The organism is Kribbella sp. NPDC051586 (genome assembly GCF_044453965.1).
Classification (GTDB): domain Bacteria; phylum Actinomycetota; class Actinomycetes; order Propionibacteriales; family Kribbellaceae; genus Kribbella.
Genome location: NZ_JBITDF010000002.1, coordinates 49,922 through 65,868, shown reverse-complemented (window position 1 = coordinate 65,868; position 15,947 = coordinate 49,922). Strand labels below are relative to the sequence as shown.

The 15,947-nt window shown below is 68.6% G+C and carries 17 protein-coding genes; 10 read left to right on the top strand and 7 right to left on the bottom strand.

Going from position 1 to position 15,947, the window contains the following annotated elements; all coding sequences use genetic code 11:
* The 7 genes from ACIA58_RS10725 to ACIA58_RS10695 all read left to right on the top strand — a co-directional run bounded on the left by ACIA58_RS10725 (window position 1) and on the right by ACIA58_RS10695 (window position 6,596).
* Window positions 1–222, top strand: coding sequence for a hypothetical protein (locus ACIA58_RS10725; protein ID WP_137254948.1), 222 nt, complete (start codon window positions 1–3; stop codon window positions 220–222).
* Between the two features lie 32 nt (window positions 223–254).
* The gene (locus tag ACIA58_RS10720) at window positions 255–665 is read left to right on the top strand and encodes a TadE/TadG family type IV pilus assembly protein (protein ID WP_396403403.1); all 411 of its coding nucleotides are present in this window, start codon (window positions 255–257) and stop codon (window positions 663–665) included.
* Window positions 666–673: 8 nt separating this feature from the next.
* Window positions 674–1,102, top strand: coding sequence for a TadE/TadG family type IV pilus assembly protein (locus ACIA58_RS10715; RefSeq protein WP_396403402.1), 429 nt, complete (start codon window positions 674–676; stop codon window positions 1,100–1,102).
* The gene (locus tag ACIA58_RS10710; protein WP_396403401.1) at window positions 1,092–1,838 is read left to right on the top strand and encodes a TadE/TadG family type IV pilus assembly protein; all 747 of its coding nucleotides are present in this window, start codon (window positions 1,092–1,094) and stop codon (window positions 1,836–1,838) included. The genes ACIA58_RS10715 and ACIA58_RS10710 overlap by 11 nt, the downstream gene beginning before the upstream one ends.
* 20 nt (window positions 1,839–1,858) lie before the next feature.
* Entirely contained in the window at window positions 1,859–2,500 is a 642-nt protein-coding gene (locus tag ACIA58_RS10705; RefSeq protein WP_396403400.1) for a hypothetical protein, read from the top strand.
* A 112-nt stretch (window positions 2,501–2,612) separates the two neighbouring features.
* A complete protein-coding gene (locus ACIA58_RS10700) occupies window positions 2,613–3,560 on the top strand; it encodes a hypothetical protein (protein WP_396403399.1) in 948 nt (315 codons plus the stop codon).
* Between the two features lie 21 nt (window positions 3,561–3,581).
* Window positions 3,582–6,596, top strand: a complete 3,015-nt coding sequence (locus tag ACIA58_RS10695; RefSeq protein ID WP_396403398.1) for a hypothetical protein — start codon at window positions 3,582–3,584, stop codon at window positions 6,594–6,596.
* A gap of 98 nt (window positions 6,597–6,694) precedes the next feature.
* Here ACIA58_RS10695 and ACIA58_RS10690 read toward each other — a convergent pair whose 3' ends face one another.
* Window positions 6,695–7,600, bottom strand: a complete 906-nt coding sequence (locus tag ACIA58_RS10690; RefSeq protein ID WP_396403397.1) for a neutral zinc metallopeptidase — start codon at window positions 7,598–7,600, stop codon at window positions 6,695–6,697.
* A 64-nt stretch (window positions 7,601–7,664) separates the two neighbouring features.
* Here ACIA58_RS10690 and ACIA58_RS10685 point away from each other — a divergent pair, with 64 nt between their 5' ends.
* A complete protein-coding gene (locus ACIA58_RS10685) occupies window positions 7,665–9,263 on the top strand; it encodes an ABC-F family ATP-binding cassette domain-containing protein (RefSeq protein ID WP_396403396.1) in 1,599 nt (532 codons plus the stop codon).
* A 24-nt stretch (window positions 9,264–9,287) separates the two neighbouring features.
* Entirely contained in the window at window positions 9,288–10,055 is a 768-nt protein-coding gene (locus ACIA58_RS10680; RefSeq protein WP_396403395.1) for an enoyl-CoA hydratase/isomerase family protein, read from the top strand.
* Here ACIA58_RS10680 and ACIA58_RS10675 read toward each other — a convergent pair.
* Genes ACIA58_RS10675 through ACIA58_RS10665 form a run of 3 tightly spaced genes read right to left on the bottom strand, consistent with a single transcriptional unit; the run spans window position 10,052 to window position 11,267 of the window.
* Window positions 10,052–10,495 carry an SRPBCC domain-containing protein gene (locus ACIA58_RS10675; protein ID WP_396403394.1) on the bottom strand — a complete coding sequence of 148 codons (444 nt, stop codon included), beginning with the start codon at window positions 10,493–10,495 and terminating at the stop codon, window positions 10,052–10,054. The genes ACIA58_RS10680 and ACIA58_RS10675 overlap by 4 nt on opposite strands.
* Window positions 10,492–10,830 (bottom strand): ArsR/SmtB family transcription factor, encoded by a 339-nt coding sequence (locus ACIA58_RS10670; protein WP_396403393.1) that lies wholly within the window; start codon window positions 10,828–10,830, stop codon window positions 10,492–10,494. The genes ACIA58_RS10675 and ACIA58_RS10670 overlap by 4 nt, the downstream gene beginning before the upstream one ends.
* Window positions 10,827–11,267: an SRPBCC domain-containing protein gene (locus ACIA58_RS10665; protein WP_396403392.1), complete on the bottom strand. Its 441-nt coding sequence runs from the start codon at window positions 11,265–11,267 to the stop codon at window positions 10,827–10,829. The genes ACIA58_RS10670 and ACIA58_RS10665 overlap by 4 nt, the downstream gene beginning before the upstream one ends.
* Window positions 11,268–11,399: 132 nt before the next feature.
* Between ACIA58_RS10665 and ACIA58_RS10660 the strand changes: the two genes are divergently transcribed.
* Complete coding sequence (locus tag ACIA58_RS10660; RefSeq protein ID WP_396403391.1) at window positions 11,400–13,301, top strand: ABC transporter ATP-binding protein; 1,902 nt, start codon at window positions 11,400–11,402, stop codon at window positions 13,299–13,301.
* Window positions 13,302–13,417: 116 nt separating this feature from the next.
* Here the strand turns inward: ACIA58_RS10660 and ACIA58_RS10655 are convergent, their stop codons facing one another.
* The 3 genes from ACIA58_RS10655 to ACIA58_RS10645 form a co-directional block, all read right to left on the bottom strand.
* Window positions 13,418–13,978 carry a hypothetical protein gene (locus ACIA58_RS10655; protein WP_396403390.1) on the bottom strand — a complete coding sequence of 187 codons (561 nt, stop codon included), beginning with the start codon at window positions 13,976–13,978 and terminating at the stop codon, window positions 13,418–13,420.
* Window positions 13,979–14,043: 65 nt separating this feature from the next.
* On the bottom strand, window positions 14,044–14,811 hold the full coding sequence (gene uppS / locus ACIA58_RS10650; RefSeq protein ID WP_396403389.1) for a polyprenyl diphosphate synthase: 768 nt from the start codon (window positions 14,809–14,811) through the stop codon (window positions 14,044–14,046).
* Entirely contained in the window at window positions 14,811–15,887 is a 1,077-nt protein-coding gene (locus ACIA58_RS10645) for an ATP-dependent DNA ligase (protein ID WP_396403388.1), read from the bottom strand. Before ACIA58_RS10645 ends, uppS begins: the two co-directional genes overlap by 1 nt.
* Between the last annotated feature and the right edge of the window lie 60 nt (window positions 15,888–15,947).

The window sequence follows — 15,947 nt, the reverse complement described above, 5'->3', positions numbered from 1 at the left end:
ATGACCTCGGAGTTGATGTTCTGGCGGACCATGGCCCGCTACGCGCTCGCACGGGCGCAGGCCCAGCGTGCTCGGGCCCGGCAGGGGCACACCGAGTTGGGCGCCTCCGCACTCGAGTGGGCGATCATCTCGGGGATCCTGGTCGTCGCCGCGCTGGCGATCGGCGTGGTGGTGAAGCGCGTCATCAGCAAGCACACCGCCGATATCGACACCGGCAGCTGACGGTCACAGCGATGCGGCTGGGGTGGAAGAAGATGCGGCGCAGACGGTCGGAGCGAGGTGTCAGCACACTCGAGCTGGCGATCCTCGCACCCACGATCCTGACGCTGATCTTCCTGTCCATCCAGACCGCCCTCTGGCTGTACGGGCGCTCCGTCGCGCTGAATGCCGCGGAGGAAGGCGTGTCCCGGCTCCGGCTGGTGCAGCCGACCGTCTACACCACGGCGGTGGGGGAGAAGGTCCGCACCGACATCGCGTCGTACGCCTCGCAGCTCGGCGGCACGACGTTGCAGAACACGGATGTGAAGTTCCCGAAGTACAACAACCCCGAAGGCGTGGTCTCGTTCACCGTCAGCGGCGACACGGTCTCGCTCGTGCCGGGGCTGAAGCTGCATGTGAACCGGACCGCCACCGGCCAGATCGAACAGTTCCAAGCCGACAAGTGAGCGTGAGGATGAAACTGGGGACGCGCGGGCAGCGCGGCACGATGGCGCTCGAGATGGTCATCCTTGCGCCGGTGCTGCTCCTGCTGTTCATGTTCCTGCTCGCCTGTGGGCGGTACTTCCAGACGTCGTCGCTGCTGGAGAGCGCCGCCCGCGACGGCGCCCGGAGCGCCAGCCAGGCCCGGTCGTTGCCCGACGCCCAGAGCCGCGTCGACCAGGCCGTCACCGCGACGATGGGCCAGGCGATCAAGTCCTGCAAGGATTCGGCGTCCGGCTCGATCACCACCGGGTTCGTTGCCGGGTCGCCGTTGTCGGTCGAAGTCACTTGCACGATCAACTACCGCGACCTGGGCCTGCTCGGCCTGGGCGGCGACACCACGATCACCAAGCGCTTCACCTCGTCCCTCGACCCTTACCGGGGGGTGCGCGGTGACAGCTGAGCAACGCCGGTCGCGGATCGCCGACTTCCTCCGGATCGATGCTCCCGGCAACCATCGGAGCTTCTCCCGGGGTGCGCTGAGTCCCGCCGTCGCGATCCTCGCGGTGATGATCTTCACCCTGGCCGGACTCGTCATCGACGGCGGCCGTCAGCTCGGCGCCCGCTCCCGTGCGGTCGGGTACGCCCAGGAAGCCGCCCGCGTCGGCGCCGCCGCGATCCAGCTGAACGTCGCCCAGGCCAAGATCGACACCGCCAAGGCGGCCGTCGCGATCTCCGGGTTCTGCGCCCAGGTGCGCAGCAACGACCCGGCCGTCACCGCCTGCGGCCCGACCACACTGACCGACAAAGAGGTCGACATCCAGGTCGACATCGCCAACAAGACCACCTTCCTCGGTCTGATCGGCAAGACGTCGCTGAAGGCCAGCGGCACCGGTCAGGCGCACGCCGAGCAAGGCATCGAGAAGGCCGACGACAGCCCGACCATCCCGCCGATCGTGGTCAACCCGACCACGGACGGCCCGGGCGCGCCGACCTCCGTCGCGCACCCGCCGACGATCGACCTGCCCTGCCCGACCTGGACCGTCGGCTCGCCGACCCCGATCTGGACCCTGTCGCCGTTCCCGTTCCCCGCCACCTGCTCGCCGAACGTGACACCCACCCCCGACCCGTCCGGCACACCCCCGACCGGGACGCCGCCGACCGGCCCCACCAGTACGCCGCCGCCGAGCGGGCGCTAGACACCGGAGGATTGTTCGTCGTGCGTAGGTTCGCCCTCCCCGCCCTGTTGGCCGGAGTCCTGCTGTTGAGTGCCTGCAGCAAGGACTCGAACGACGGCACCCTCCCGGTCCCGGCCGGCGGCTCGGATACGGCTTCGTCCTCGGACACCCCGTCCACCGAGCCCACCGAGCCGACCAGCGCCCCGACCCAGCCCGCCACCACGGCCAAGCCCACGACAGCGCCCAAGGGCCAGATCGTCATCGAAACAGGGAACTTCGCCTCCAACCCCGCCGTCCAAGGCCTCGTGACGAGCTACCCGCTCTACTTCCAGGCGCTGGTGTCCAAGGACGACACGATCCTGAAGAAGAAGTTCCCGTCGTTCTTCTACTCCGACGTGTCGCAGGGCATCTTCGACGCCCAGCGCAACGGCTGGGTCATGAAGCCCCCGGGCAGCGTGGTCATCGTCGGCGCCCACAGCACGAAGGACGGCACCGTCGCAGTGCAGACCTGCCGTTCCCAAACCACGCAGTACTGGGACCCGAAGGCGAAGGCCTGGACCGTGGTGACGCCCAGGGGGTCCGCGGAGGTCATCGAGATGATCGAGACCGGCATCGGCTGGATGCCATACCGCCTGGCCACGCCGAAGGGTGTCAACTGCGCCGGGGTGCACTATCCGGCCTAGGCCAGAACTGCCGAATTCACATTCCGAATAGGTGACGGGGCACTGAGCAACGGGCATGATGCACCTGGTCGAAGATAACCTGCCGAAGAGCTGTCGAGTCTGGGGAGTGAGGATGCAGAACCGAGTGGGCCGCGGACTGCTGGTGCTCAGCGCCGTGCTCGCACTACTCATGGCCGGACCCGCGACAACCGCCTCCGCCGACACCATCCAGACCGGCACCTCGGTCTGCAGCATGTATGTCAACTCCGTGGGCTTCGGCGCGTACTGCAGCAACGGCTCGGCCTATACGGACACGAACTTCGACCCACCGCCGACGTGGCGGAAGCGACTCGCGGGTAAGCCGTTCATTCCGTGCCGGGACTTCGACATCCCGAACGGCATTCGGCTCCCGCAGGCGCCGGAGGGCAAGAAGTGGGTGATGCGGATCACGATCACCGACTACGACCTCGACACCTACGACGGCGGTGACGCGGCTCACCTGGAGCGCGCCTACGTCCCGGTGGGTCCGGCGGAGGAGGCGCAGTGCCCGTTCCCGAACTACATGGAGCCCTTCTGGCATGAGTTCAGGAGCAACTATCCGCCGCCGGCGCTGGTGGTCATGCCGACGTTCACGCCGCGGGTCAACGTGCCTGCCTTCTTCTCGCTGACGGCGCAGAGCTCGAAGGCGGAGGCCGACCCGCACAAGGACCCAGGGGAGTACAGCGGGTACATCGACCCGACGCACAACCTGACCATGCGCGGCCTGGTCGTCAAGATGAAGGTCGACCCTGGTGACGGGTCGAGGCCGTTCACGTGCGCGATGGGTGTGACGCCGGAGGACGATCCGGACGGGTATGACGAGACCCAGGATCCGTTCCATCAGATGAACACTTGCAAGCACACGTACGAGCGATCCAGTGCGAACCAGCCCGAGAAGATGTACACGGTGAAACTGACGATCACGTGGGAAGTGTCGTACTGGGTCGGTAAGGACGCGGGCGGCTGGAAGCCGATCGGGCAGGCGAACGTGACCGCGGTACAGCGGCTTCCGGTTCAGGAAGCGCAGGCCATTGGTGGTTGATGGTGGGGGTATGGAGGAGCGATGGTAAGGACGAATGAGCCGGTGCGTGCGGCGCGGTTGCCGCAGCGGCGGGCGGGGAGTCCGGGCGCGGACCGGTTGAAGGGGTTCGTCGCGCTGCTGGCGATTCTCGCGATCGTCGGCGGCGTGCCGTACATCTTGCTGCGGTTCTTCGGTACGCCGTGGCCGGACAAGATGCCGACGAGCAGCATGCTGTTCGACGAGCTGAGCATCCGGACCGTCCTCGGCATCATCGCGTTCTTCATCTGGGTCGCGTGGCTGCACTTCGTCGTCTGCCTGATCGCGGAGGCGGTCGCCGAGATCCGCGGGCACGGCCTGTCTCCACACATCCCGTTCGGCGGCGGTTCGCAGACCATCGCCCGCCGGCTGATCGGCACCGTCGTACTGATCGCGGCCGGAGCGGGCGTGAGCCTGCCGGTCGCGAGCGCGGTCACCACGAGCGGTCCGGCCGCTCCGACCTCGGTGTCCGCGCGGCACGCGACCGAGCAGAGCTCGACGTCGCAGTTCCGCCAGACCGAGGCGGCCAGCAAGATCCTCGCGGGCAACCAGAAGACGACGACCGGCGTACGGACGAACCACGACCACAAGGGTCAGGTCATCAAGTACACCGAGGTCCGTCCGCCGCAGGGCCGCAACTACGACTGCCTCTGGGATATCGCGGAGCGGTACCTCGGCGAGGGCCGCCGGTACAAGGAGATCTACGACCTCAACAAGAACAAGCTGCAGCCCGACGGCCGCCGGCTGACCAACCCGGATCTGATCATGCCGGGCTGGCAGGTGCGGCTGCCGAGCGACGCCAAGGGCCCGGGCGTGCACACGGTCCGCGTGAGTATCGACGACCGCACCGGCAAGACCACGGTCAGCACGAAGACCACCACCGAGACCAGGACTGCCGTCAAGCCGACGGTCAAGTCGAACACGAAGACCGAGAGCAAGGTCGGCGGGAAGACCGAGACCAAGCCCAGCGGTCCGACCCGGTACTCCGAGCAGGGCATCGAGCCTGGCTCGTCGGTGGTCATCGGCAGCGCGCAGAACGATCCCGGCGCGAAGAACGTCAAGCCGGGCGACCCGAACGTCACCGTCGAGCCGCATGTTCCCGGCACCGGGCAGTCCGAGCACGGCGAGCCGGCCGGCGGCGGCATCCAGGTGCCCGAGGCGACGCCGGTCGCGGCCGACGGCAGCGGCATCAACCTGCAGCAGGCCGGCATCTACGGCTTCGGTGCGGCGCTGCTCGCGGCCGGGCTGGCGCTGGCCCTGAGGCGGCGTCGCGGCTGGGCACTGGGCCCGGGGCCGAAGGCAGCAGGTCACCGGCAGACCGAGATCGGCCTGCGGCTGGCGTCGGACGTGCCGACCGCTCAGTTCGTGGACAACGCGCTGCGCAAGCTCGGCGCGGACATGACGCAGCTGCAGCGGTCGATGCCGAAGGTCGTCGCCGCGCTGGTGACGGACCGGGCGCTGACCCTGGTACTCGACCCGTACGAGGCGCAGCCCGAGCCGCCCGGCCCGTGGCAGGCGATTGCCGAAGGCACCCGTTGGACCCTGCGGCGCGCGTACGGCCCGAGTGGCGAGGTCAACGCGCCCGCGCCGTACCCGACGCTGGTCACGGTCGGGCAGAACGCGGACGGCGCGACGGTACTCATCGACCTCGACACCGCGAACGGGATCGTCTCCTTCGGCGGCGTGAACAACGCGTCCCGGGACGTGGTCGGTTCGCTCGCCGTCGAGCTCGCGACCAACCTGTGGTCCGAGGGGGCGCACATCAGCATGGTCGGGTTCGGTGACGACCTGTCGTCGCTGGCGCCGAACCGGCTGAGCTACTGGATCCGTCTCGACGACGCGATGGGTGAGGTCGCCCGGCGTACCGAGGCGCAGGTGCAGGCGTGCCAGCGGCGGAACGCCGGGTCGGTCGCCGAAGCCCGGATGTCGCACCCCGACGCGGCGCTGTGGGGCTCGGAGATCATCTTCGTGTCCGCGCCGCCGTCGCCGGAGGAGCAGGACCAGCTGAACCGGCTGGCCGCGGACGCCCAGCGCAGCATCGCGGTCGTCGTGGTCGGCGACGTGATGAACTCGCCGTGGCGGTTCGTCGTGGACGAGAAGAACCAGGCCGTCTGCCGGCTGCTCGGCCTCGAGGTGGACGCCCACAGCGTCAACCCGGAGCAGTTCGCCGACCTGGTCGCGCTGTTCGACGCGGCCGAGGTGGACGCGCGGGACAAGCGGCGCGCGGAGCAGGACATGCCGGCGTACGAGTTCTCGACCACCGATCTCAGCCAGCCGGCTCCGGTCGAGGTCGACCTGCTCGGTCCGGTCGAGGTGGACGCCCGCGGTGCGATCGACGAGGGCCGGGTCTCGCTCTCGACGGAGATCATCGCCTTCCTGGCGAGCCAGGACTACGGCGTACACCCGAACGTGCTCGCCGGTGCGATCTGGCCGCGCGGCATCAGCGAGGAGCTGCGCGACGCCGCGCTGGAGCACACCCGTCGGTGGGTCGGTGTGGATGCGATGTACGCCGACGAGTCCGGCCGCTGGATGCTGAACCGCAGCGTCGTACGGGTCGACTGGGACGTGTTCCGGACCTTGGCCAAGCAGGCGACGATGGTGGACGACCCGCGTGGTCCGCTGTCGACGGCGCTCAGCCTGGTCCACGGCCCCGCCTGGTCGAACCTGCCCGGCGGCCGCTACTCGTGGCTCGCCGCGTCCGGGATCGAGCGCCGGATGGTCGAAGCTGTCGTCGACGCCGCCCTGCGGCTCGCCGAGGCGTCGCTCAGCCACAACGACGGCAACCTGGCCCGCACGGCCCTCCAGACCGGCCTCAGCTTCTCGCCGGCCTCGGAGGAACTGTGGCGAGCCACCCTCCGCCTGGCGTCGCACTTCGGCACCACCGCCGACGTCACCAACGTCGCCGGCCAGATGTACGCCGCCCTCACCAAACACGGCGCCCCCCGCGGCCCGGAGGCCGAAACCGACGCCCTCGTCGACGAACTCCTCCCCGGCTACCACCGCCCCGCCCAGGTCGCCTGACCCGCAGCAACACCAGGGGTTATCCCCTGGTGTTGCCGGTTCTCCCACCCGTGTAAGACGAGAGAACCGGCAACGCCAGGAGATAACCCTCCAGGTGGTCAGAGGGGGTTGGCGGACCAGGTGTCGCAGGCGGTCATGTCGCCGGAGTCCATGCCCTTCTGGAACCACTTCATGCGTTGGGCGGCGGTGCCGTGGCTGAACGATTCGGGGGTTACCTGGCCCTGGGTCTTCTGCTGGATGCGGTCGTCGCCGACGGAGGCGGCGGCGTCGAGGCCGCGGGCGATGTCGTCGTCGGAGAGTTCGGTGATCAGGGGCTGGCCGTTCTTGCCGGGGACCGTGGTGGCGTGGTTGGTCCAGATGCCGGCCAGGCAGTCGGCCTGCAGCTCGGAGCGCACGGAGTCGGACGTCGGGCCGTTGCGGGTCTTGATCCGGTCGAGGATGCCGTACAGGTTCTGGATGTGGTGCCCGTACTCGTGCGCGATGACGTACGCCTCGGCGAACTCGCCGCCGCGGGCGCCGAGGTCCGTCTGCAGCGTCTCGAAGAACCCGAGGTCCAGGTACACCCGCATGTCCGGCGGGCAGTAGAACGGGCCGACCGCACTGGTGGCCGGGCCGCAGCCGGTGCTCACCGAGCCGTCGAAGACCCGCATCGGCGCCCGGGTGTACTTCTTCCCGCGCCGGGGGAGCTCCGCGGCCCAGAAGCTCTCGATCGAGTTCTGGTAGAAGACGAACCGGCAGTTCGAGTTCGACTGCAGGTCGGTGCCCTTCTTGCAGGAGCTCAGGTTGCCGGTCGCCGTGTTCTGCGTGACCGGCTCGTCGGCGCTGCCACCTCCGCCTGGCAGGCCGCCGGTCAGCAGGAGGATGACGACCAGCAGGATGATGCCGCCGATGCCGCCGCCGACCGGGATCACCCCGCCGGGCAGGCCGCCACCGCGTCCGCCGCCACTACCGCGGGTGTCCTCGACGCCACTGGTGTCGAGATCCGCATCCGGATTGAATTTCACGCCACTTACACTAGAGCAGGTAACTCGGCTTGAGCTCTAGCGAAAAGGATCCCTGCGAACCCCGATGATCACTGTCTCCAATCTCGAGGTTCGCGTCGGTGCCCGGCAGTTGCTCGCGCCCGCGTCGTTCCGGGTCGGCCCGGGCGACAAGGTCGGTCTGGTCGGCCGCAACGGCGCCGGCAAGACGACCCTGACCAAGATCCTGGCCGGTGAAGGCCTCCCGGCGAGCGGCTCGGTGACCAAGTCCGGCGAGATCGGCTACCTGCCGCAGGACCCGCGCACCGGCGACCTCGAAGTACTGGCTCGCGACCGGATCCTGGCCGCGCGCGGCCTGGACGACGTCGTACGCCGCTTGCGCAGTGCCGAGAAGTCGATGGCCAGCGCCGACGAGAAGACCCGCGCCAAGGGCATGCGCCGGTACGAGCGCGCCGAGGCCGACCTGCACGCCGCCGGCGGGTACGCCGCGGAGTCCGAAGCGGCCCGGATCGCGGCCAACCTCGGCCTCCCGGACCGGGTCCTCGGCCAGCCGCTGGCGACCCTGTCCGGCGGTCAGCGCCGCCGCGTCGAGCTGGCCCGGATCCTGTTCGCCCAGGCCGAGACGCTGCTCCTCGACGAGCCGACCAACCACCTCGACGCCGACTCGATCATCTGGCTGCGCGACTTCCTCAAGTCGTACGCCGGTGGCGTGATCATGATCAGCCACGACGTGAACCTGCTCGAGGAGACCGTCACCCGCGTCTTCCACCTGGATGCGAACCGGGCCGAGATCGACGTCTACAACGTCGGCTGGAAGGCGTACCTGACCCAGCGCGAGACCGACGAACGGCGCCGCAAGCGCGAGCGCGCGAACACGGAGAAGAAGGCCACCCAGCTGGTCGACCAGGCGAACAAGATGCGCGCCAAGGCGACCAAGGCCGCGGCCGCCCAGCAGATGCTCCGCCGCGCCGAGCGGATGATGTCGTCGCTCGAGGACGAGCGCCAGGCGGACCGGGTCGCGAAGATCGCGTTCCCGACGCCGGCCCCGTGCGGGAAGACGCCGCTGATGGCCCGCGAGCTCTCCAAGTCGTACGGCTCGCTCGAGATCTTCACCGACGTCGACCTGGCGATCGACAAGGGCTCGCGCGTCGTCGTACTCGGGCTGAACGGCGCCGGCAAGACGACGCTGCTGCGGATCCTGGGCGGGATCGAGAAGGCCGACACCGGCGAGATCATCGACGGCCACGGCCTGAAGCTGGGGTACTACGCCCAGGAGCACGAGACCCTCGACGTGAACCGGACCGTGCTGGAGAACATGAAGTCGGCCGCCCCGGACCTGAACGAGACCCAGGCCCGCAGCGTGCTCGGCTCGTTCCTGTTCACCGGCGACGACTCGGACAAGCCGGCCAGCGTGCTGTCCGGCGGCGAGAAGACCCGGCTCGCCCTCGCGACCCTGGTCGTCTCGGCGGCGAACGTACTGCTCCTCGACGAGCCGACCAACAACCTGGACCCGGCCTCCCGCGCCGAGGTGCTGAACGCGATCCGCTCGTACAGCGGCGCGATCGTCCTCGTCACCCACGACGAGGGCGCCGTCGAGGCGCTCGAGCCGGAGCGCGTCGTACTGCTCCCCGACGGCGTCGAGGACCTCTGGTCCAGCGATTACGCCGACCTGGTCTCGCTCGCCTGATTACTCCGCAGTAATGTTCCGCCTATGACGGATCTGCGGTTGTCGGTGGACGGGCCTGTTGCGCGCGTGGTTCTCGATCGGCCGGAGGTGCGCAATGCGCAGACTCCAGCGATGTGGAGTGCTTTGGCCGACTTCGGTACGTCGTTGCCGCCCGAGGTCCGCGTCGTCGTCGTGTCGGGGGAGGGGCCGTCGTTCTCGGCCGGACTCGACCGCCGCCTCATCATGGGCGACAACGATCTGGGCCAGGAGCCGCTGCTCAGCCTCGGTGCGAAGCCGACCCACGAGGTGCACGAGCTGATCGCCGGCTTCCAGGCGGGCTTCTCGTGGTTGCGGCGCCCCGAGATCATCAGCATCGCCGCCGTGCGGGGCCACGCGGTCGGCGCCGGGTTCCAGTTGGCGCTGGCCTGCGACTTCCGGGTCGTCACCCCGGACGCGCGTTTCAGCATGCGCGAGCCCGCACTCGGCCTCGTCCCGGATCTCGGCGGCACGCAGCCGCTCGTCCAGCTGATCGGCTACTCGCGGGCGCTCGAGCTGTGCGCGACGAGTCGCTGGGTCGAGGCGGCCGAGGCCAAGGAGCTCGGCCTGGCCAACATCGTCGTACCGGCCGATGAGCTGGAGGCGACGGTGAAGGACCTGTCCGACGCGTTGCTCGGCCCGCTGCCGGGAGCGATCCGCGAGACCAAGGCGTTGCTCCTCGGTGCCGCGGACCGCTCGTACGACGACCAGCTCAAGGCCGAGCGCGAAGCCCAGGAGCGTCGACTCAAGGAGCTCCTCGGCGCCCTGCAGGGTTAGTGCCAGTTGCTGACGAGCACGTCGTGCGGCGCCGGCTCGCCCTTGCCGGTTTCGACGTACTGCTTGAGGCTCATCAGGAACGTGGCCCACTTGGTGCTGCAGTGGTACATGAACTCGACCGGCTCACGCCATCCCGCCTGTTTGAAGAGCACGATCGTGTACTCGTCGGTCTGGGAGAGCTCGAAGCTGACGTGGGTGCAGATCCATTCCTCGGGTCCGCCGACGACTTCCCAGCGGACGAGCTCGCCCGGTGTGGTTTCCAGGACCTTCATGTCGAAGCCGTCCCCGCCGGCGGTGGCGAAGCGGAATGCGATGACGCCGTCGACGTCGCCGGTGGTGTCCTCGGTCCACCAGCCGGCCAGGCCGTCGATCGTGGTGAGTGCCGCGTAGACGTCCTTCGGGGACGCGATGATGCCTACTCTGTGCAGGATGTCGTTCATTGCTGTGCCTCATCTCTGGTTTTCTGGATCGCCTCGGCGATCCGCTTGATGCGCTGCAGCCGCCGGTCCCAGGCTTCGGTGACGTCGGACAGCTGGTTGATCGCGCGGGCGAGTTGCGACTCGTCCACGGTGTAGCGACGTTCGCGTCCGGACGGGGCGGAGTGCACGAGTCCGGCGCGGTCGAGGACGGCGAGGTGCTTCGCGACCGCCTGGCGGGTGACGGGCAGCTGGTCGCTGAGGCTCGTCGACGTACCGCCGCCGTCGGCGAGCAGCAGGTCGAGCATCCGCCTCCGGGTCGGGTCGCCGATCGCCGACCAGAGCTCGTCGTCGATCACGGCCGGTTCGCCAGCCGATCGACGTACGGCGGGATCCGGGGGATGAAGTAGTCCCAGCCGCTCGTGTGGTCCGCGAGCAGCGCGTCGGACTTGGCGGCCTCGTCGAACCCGGTCTCGGCGAACCGCAGCAGCGTGCCGCCGTCGCTCGGGATCAGGTCGAACGTGACCAGTACCGAGTTCTCCGCAGTGGCCGGCTCGTCGGTGTAGGCCCAGCGGAAGGAGAAGCGCCGCGGCGGGTCGGCCTCGACAACCGTCAGGGGCTCGACCATGTTGCCGTTGTCCTGCCGGAAGGTGATCGTGCCGGTCGCTCCGGGCTTCGGGTCGAGGTCCACCTCGTCCGGCCACCACTCACGCAGGTGCTCCGGCGAGCTGACCACCTCGTAGACCACCTCCGGGGTAGCCTCCACCCGAATCTCCCGCTCGATACTCCTGGCCATCGCCCTCATCCTTTCGCAACCTTTTGTTGCACATGACTGTAGCCCAGGATCTCTCGAATGCGCAACCAAAAGTTGCGGGAAGTGTCGAGCGGCGTGAAGTGTTGGAAGATCTATCCAGAGGGAGGGGACTGAATGTCGTCACCGATGATGCGCCCCGGCATGGGTGCGATGGGCTGGCGCCGCCAGGACGCGTCCGTGGCCGGGCAGAAGCTGGCCAAGGGCACGCTGCCGCGGATCGCGCGGTTCGCGAAGCCGTTCCGCTGGCACATCACGGCGTTCCTGCTGCTGGTCATCGTCTCCGCGGTCCTGGTGATCGCGTCGCCGCTGCTGTTCAAGAAGATCGTCGACGACGGGATCTCCAAGGGGAATGCCGGCCTGGTGACCGCGCTGGCCCTGGTAGTTGCCGTACTCGCTGTCTTCGAGGCCTTGCTCGGCCTGATCCAGCGGTGGTTCTCGGCGCGGATCGGGGAGGGGCTGATCTTCGACCTGCGCACCAAGGTGTTCTCGCATGTCCAGCGGATGCCGATCGCTTTCTTCACCCGCACGCAGACCGGCGCGCTGGTGTCCCGGCTCAACAACGACGTGATCGGCGCCCAGCAGGCCTTCACCTCCACGCTGTCCGGCGTGGTCTCGAACATCATCAGCCTGATCCTGGTCGTCGGCGCGATGCTGGCGCTGAGCTGGCAGCTGACCGTGGTCGCGATCCTGATGCTGCCGATCTTCCTGATCCCGGCGCGGGTCCTCGGCCGGCGGCTGGCGGCGATGACGCGCGAGCAGATGAACCTCAACGCGGAGATGTCGACCGCGATGACCGAGCGGTTCAGTGTCGGCGGCGCCCTGCTCGTCACGCTGTTCGGCAAGCCGCAGCTCGAGACCGCGGACTTCGGCGAGCGCGCGGGCCGGGTCCGCGACCTCGGCATCCGGATCGCGATGCTCGGCCGGGTGTTCTTCACCGCGCTGACGTTGGTCGCGGCGCTGGCGACGGCCTTGGTGTACGGCGTGGGCGGCAACCTCGCCGTACGCCAGACACTGACCATCGGGACGCTGCTCGCCCTCGTCGCGCTGCTCGGCCGGCTGTATGGTCCGCTGACCGCGCTCTCCAACATCCGCGTCGATGTGATGACGGCGCTGATCTCGTTCGAGCGGGTCTTCGAGGTGCTCGATCTCGAGCCGATGATCAAGGACGCGCCGGACGCGGTCGACCTGCCCGACGATGCGGCCAGCGTCGAGTTCGAGCACGTGGCTTTTGCTTATCCGACCGCAGAGCAAGTCTCATTGGCCAGTCTGGAGGCCGTCGCCGTGCTGGACAAGCGCGTCTCGGCCCAGGTGCTGGAGGACGTCAGCTTCGCGATCCGCCCCGGACAGATGGTCGCGCTGGTCGGGCCGTCCGGTGCCGGCAAGACGACCATCACCAACCTGGTCGCACGTTTGTACGACGTGACCGGGGGAGCGGTGCGCGTCGGCGGCGAGGACGTCCGCGATGTCACGCTGCAGTCGTTGCACGACACGATCGGGTACGTCACGCAGGACGCGCACATGTTCCACGACACGATCCGCGCCAACCTGCTCTACGCCAAGCCCGACGCGACCGAGGACGAGATGGTCGCCGCGCTCGAGTCCGCGCAGATCTGGCAGCTGGTGTCGGCGTTGCCCGACGGTCTGGAGACCGTGGTCGGCGATCGTGGTCACCGGCTGTCCGGTGGCGAGCGGCAGCGACTCGCGATCGCCCGGTTGTTGCTCAAGGCCCCGAAGGTCGTCGTACTCGACGAGGCGACCGCGCACCTGGACTCCGAGTCCGAGGTCGCCGTTCAGCGGGCGCTGGACACCGCGCTGGAGGGACGTACGTCGCTCGTCATCGCGCACCGGTTGTCGACCGTGCGGGACGCGGACCTGATCCTGGTGGTTGACCACGGCAACATCGTCGAGCGCGGCACGCACGAGCAGTTGCTCGCGGCCGGCGGCGAGTACGCTGATCTGTACCACACGCAGTTCGCGGAAACAGATGCGGTATCCGGCACAGCGGCAGGTGTCTGATGATCAGGTTAGGGCTCGTCCTCGCAGCGGGGTACGCGGGTTTCAAGGTCGCGTACCACTCCGAGGACGGCCGCCACTACGGTCGCACCGGTGAGCGAGCGGTCAGGACCACGCTGTCATTGCTGATCGCGAGTCTCGCCGGCGGTGTCACCTACGCCGCCCTGCTCTCGCATTGATCCGGCCGGGGCCTTCTGCGCGTCGTGCTCGAGCAGGTGCAGGATCGGTACGCCGAGGTGCCGGCGGGCCGAGTTGGTCCAGTCGAGGTGGAAGAACTCCGCCACGATGTGCGGGCGGGTCAGGATGATGACCTCCTGCCCCTGGGTCTGCTGCACGGTCGCGACGAGGGCGTCGATCGGCCGGTCGTGCGAGATGCCGCCCTGGGCGTTCTGCCCGAGGTCACGCAGCCGGGTCACGCTGCGTCCGCTGCAGCCCTTGGCCTCGCTGTCGATGGCCTTCTGCGCCTCGGCCAGGTCCTCGCGCTGACCGGCCAGACCCGGTCCGTACAGGTCCGCGGTCCCCAGTGCGCTGATCGAGGCCTCGACGCCGGCTTCGGCGTTGTGGCACGGCACGAGGACGTGGTACATGACCGGCTCGGGCATGTCATTGTGCAGTTCGACGACGCGTTTCGCGTCGGGCTCGGACAGTTCCTGTTCGACGAGCAGTACGACGTCGTACATCGCGCAACCTCCGGTTCTTACCAGTCGGTATACCCCCATAGTGCCCCGAATGGGTGGGAAAGTATTCAACTGGATCGTTGCAGTCTCCGACGGCCGTAAGTGCGCAGCGCGCGGAGCAGATCCACCTCGCGGAACGCAGGCCAGTAGAGGTCGCAGAACTCGATCTCCGAGCGAGTTGCCTGCCACAGCAGGAAGTCCGACATCCGCAGCTCACCGCTGGTCCGGATCACCAGGTCCGGATGGGGGAGCCCGGGGACGTAAAGGTGCCGACCGATCTCGTCCTCGCTCAGCCTGTCCGCGACCTCGGCCAACGAGCGCCCGTCGACGGCGGCCTCGTCGAGCATCGACCGTACGGCGTCGACGAGCTCGAGCCGGCCGCTGTAGCCGATGGCAATCGTCAGCTCGCCGGCGTCACCGCGGTCCCGGCTGAGCTCGGCGGCCTCCTTCAGCGCACGAGCCGTTGAGTCAGGCAACAAGTCCAGCTGACCTGCGATGTGTAGCCGCCAGCGGTCGTCCCGCCGGACGTGATCCGCGACGACGGTCTCGGTCAGCTCCATCAGGTAGTCGACCTCACCCGAGTCCCGCTTGCGCAGGTTGTCGGCCGACGCGACCCAGGCAGTCACGCACCGGATGCCGGCGTCCGCGCTCCACTGCAGGAACTGCTCGAGATGCTTGGCGCCGAAGCGGTGACCGATCCGGACGTCGTCGTACCCCGCGCCGCGCGCCCAGCGGCGGTTGCCGTCCATGACGATCGCCACGTGGTGCGGCTTCGGCAGTCCCGTGAGCTGTCGGCGGAGGCGGGCGCGGTAGAGGCGGTAGAGGCCGCTCATCATCAGCGCTGCGCGCTGGACAGCACGTCGGCGAGGTCGAACTTCACCGGCTCCTCCAGCTGCTCGTACGTGCAGGACTCGGGCGTGCGATCCGGGCGCCAGCGGACGAACTGCGCGGTGTGGCGGAAGCGGATGCCTTCCATATGGTCGTACCGGACCTCGACGACGAGCTCGGGCCGCAGCGGGACGAACGACAGGTCCTTGCCGGCCTGCCAGCGGCTGCCTTCGGCGTTGCGCGGCGTACGGACGCCTTCCTCCTGCTTCGCCCACGCCCACGGGTGCTCGTCGAACGTCGTGACGAGCGGCTGCATCTCCTGGAACAGCTCCTTGCGGCGCTCGAGCGGGAACGCGCCGATCACGCCGACGCTCGCCAGCGTGCCGTCCTCGTTGTACAGCCCCAGCAGCAGCGAGCCGATCCGGTCCTCGCCGCTCTTGTGCACGCGATAGCCCGCGACGACGCAGTCCGCCGTACGCTCCGGCTTGATCTTGAACATCGTCCGCTTGTCCGGGATGTACAGGCCGTCGAGCGGCTTCGCGATCAGGCCGTCCAGGCCGGCGCCCTCGAACTGCTCGAACCATCGCGCGGCGGTGTCGTGATCGGCGGTCGCGGGGGTGACGTGGATCGGCGCCTTCACGCCGGCGAGCGCGTCGATCAGCGCCGTACGGCGCTCGGCGAACGGTCGCTCCATGTAATCATCGTCACCGAGCGCGAGCAGATCGAAGGCGACGAACCGGGCCGGGGTCTTCTCGGACAGCATGTTCACGCGGCTGGCGGCCGGGTGGATGCGCTGCTGCAGCACCTCGAAGTCGAGCCGGTCGCCGGACTCGCCGATCACGATGATCTCGCCGTCGATCGCGCAGCGCTCGGGCAGATTCGCCTTCACCGCCTCGACCAGCTCGGGGAAGTACCGGGTCATCGGCTTCTCGTTCCGGCTGCCGATCTCCACTTCGTCGCCGTCGCGGAAGATGATCGACCGGAACCCGTCCCACTTGGGCTCGTAGCTCATCTCGCCGCGCGGGATCTCCTTCACCGGCTTGGCGAGCATCGGTTTGACCGGCGGCATGACAGGCAGTCGCATTCCTGCATTCTGTCCCACCGCACCGACAGTCTCCAGCAACGCCGCTGGTGGACAGTGAAC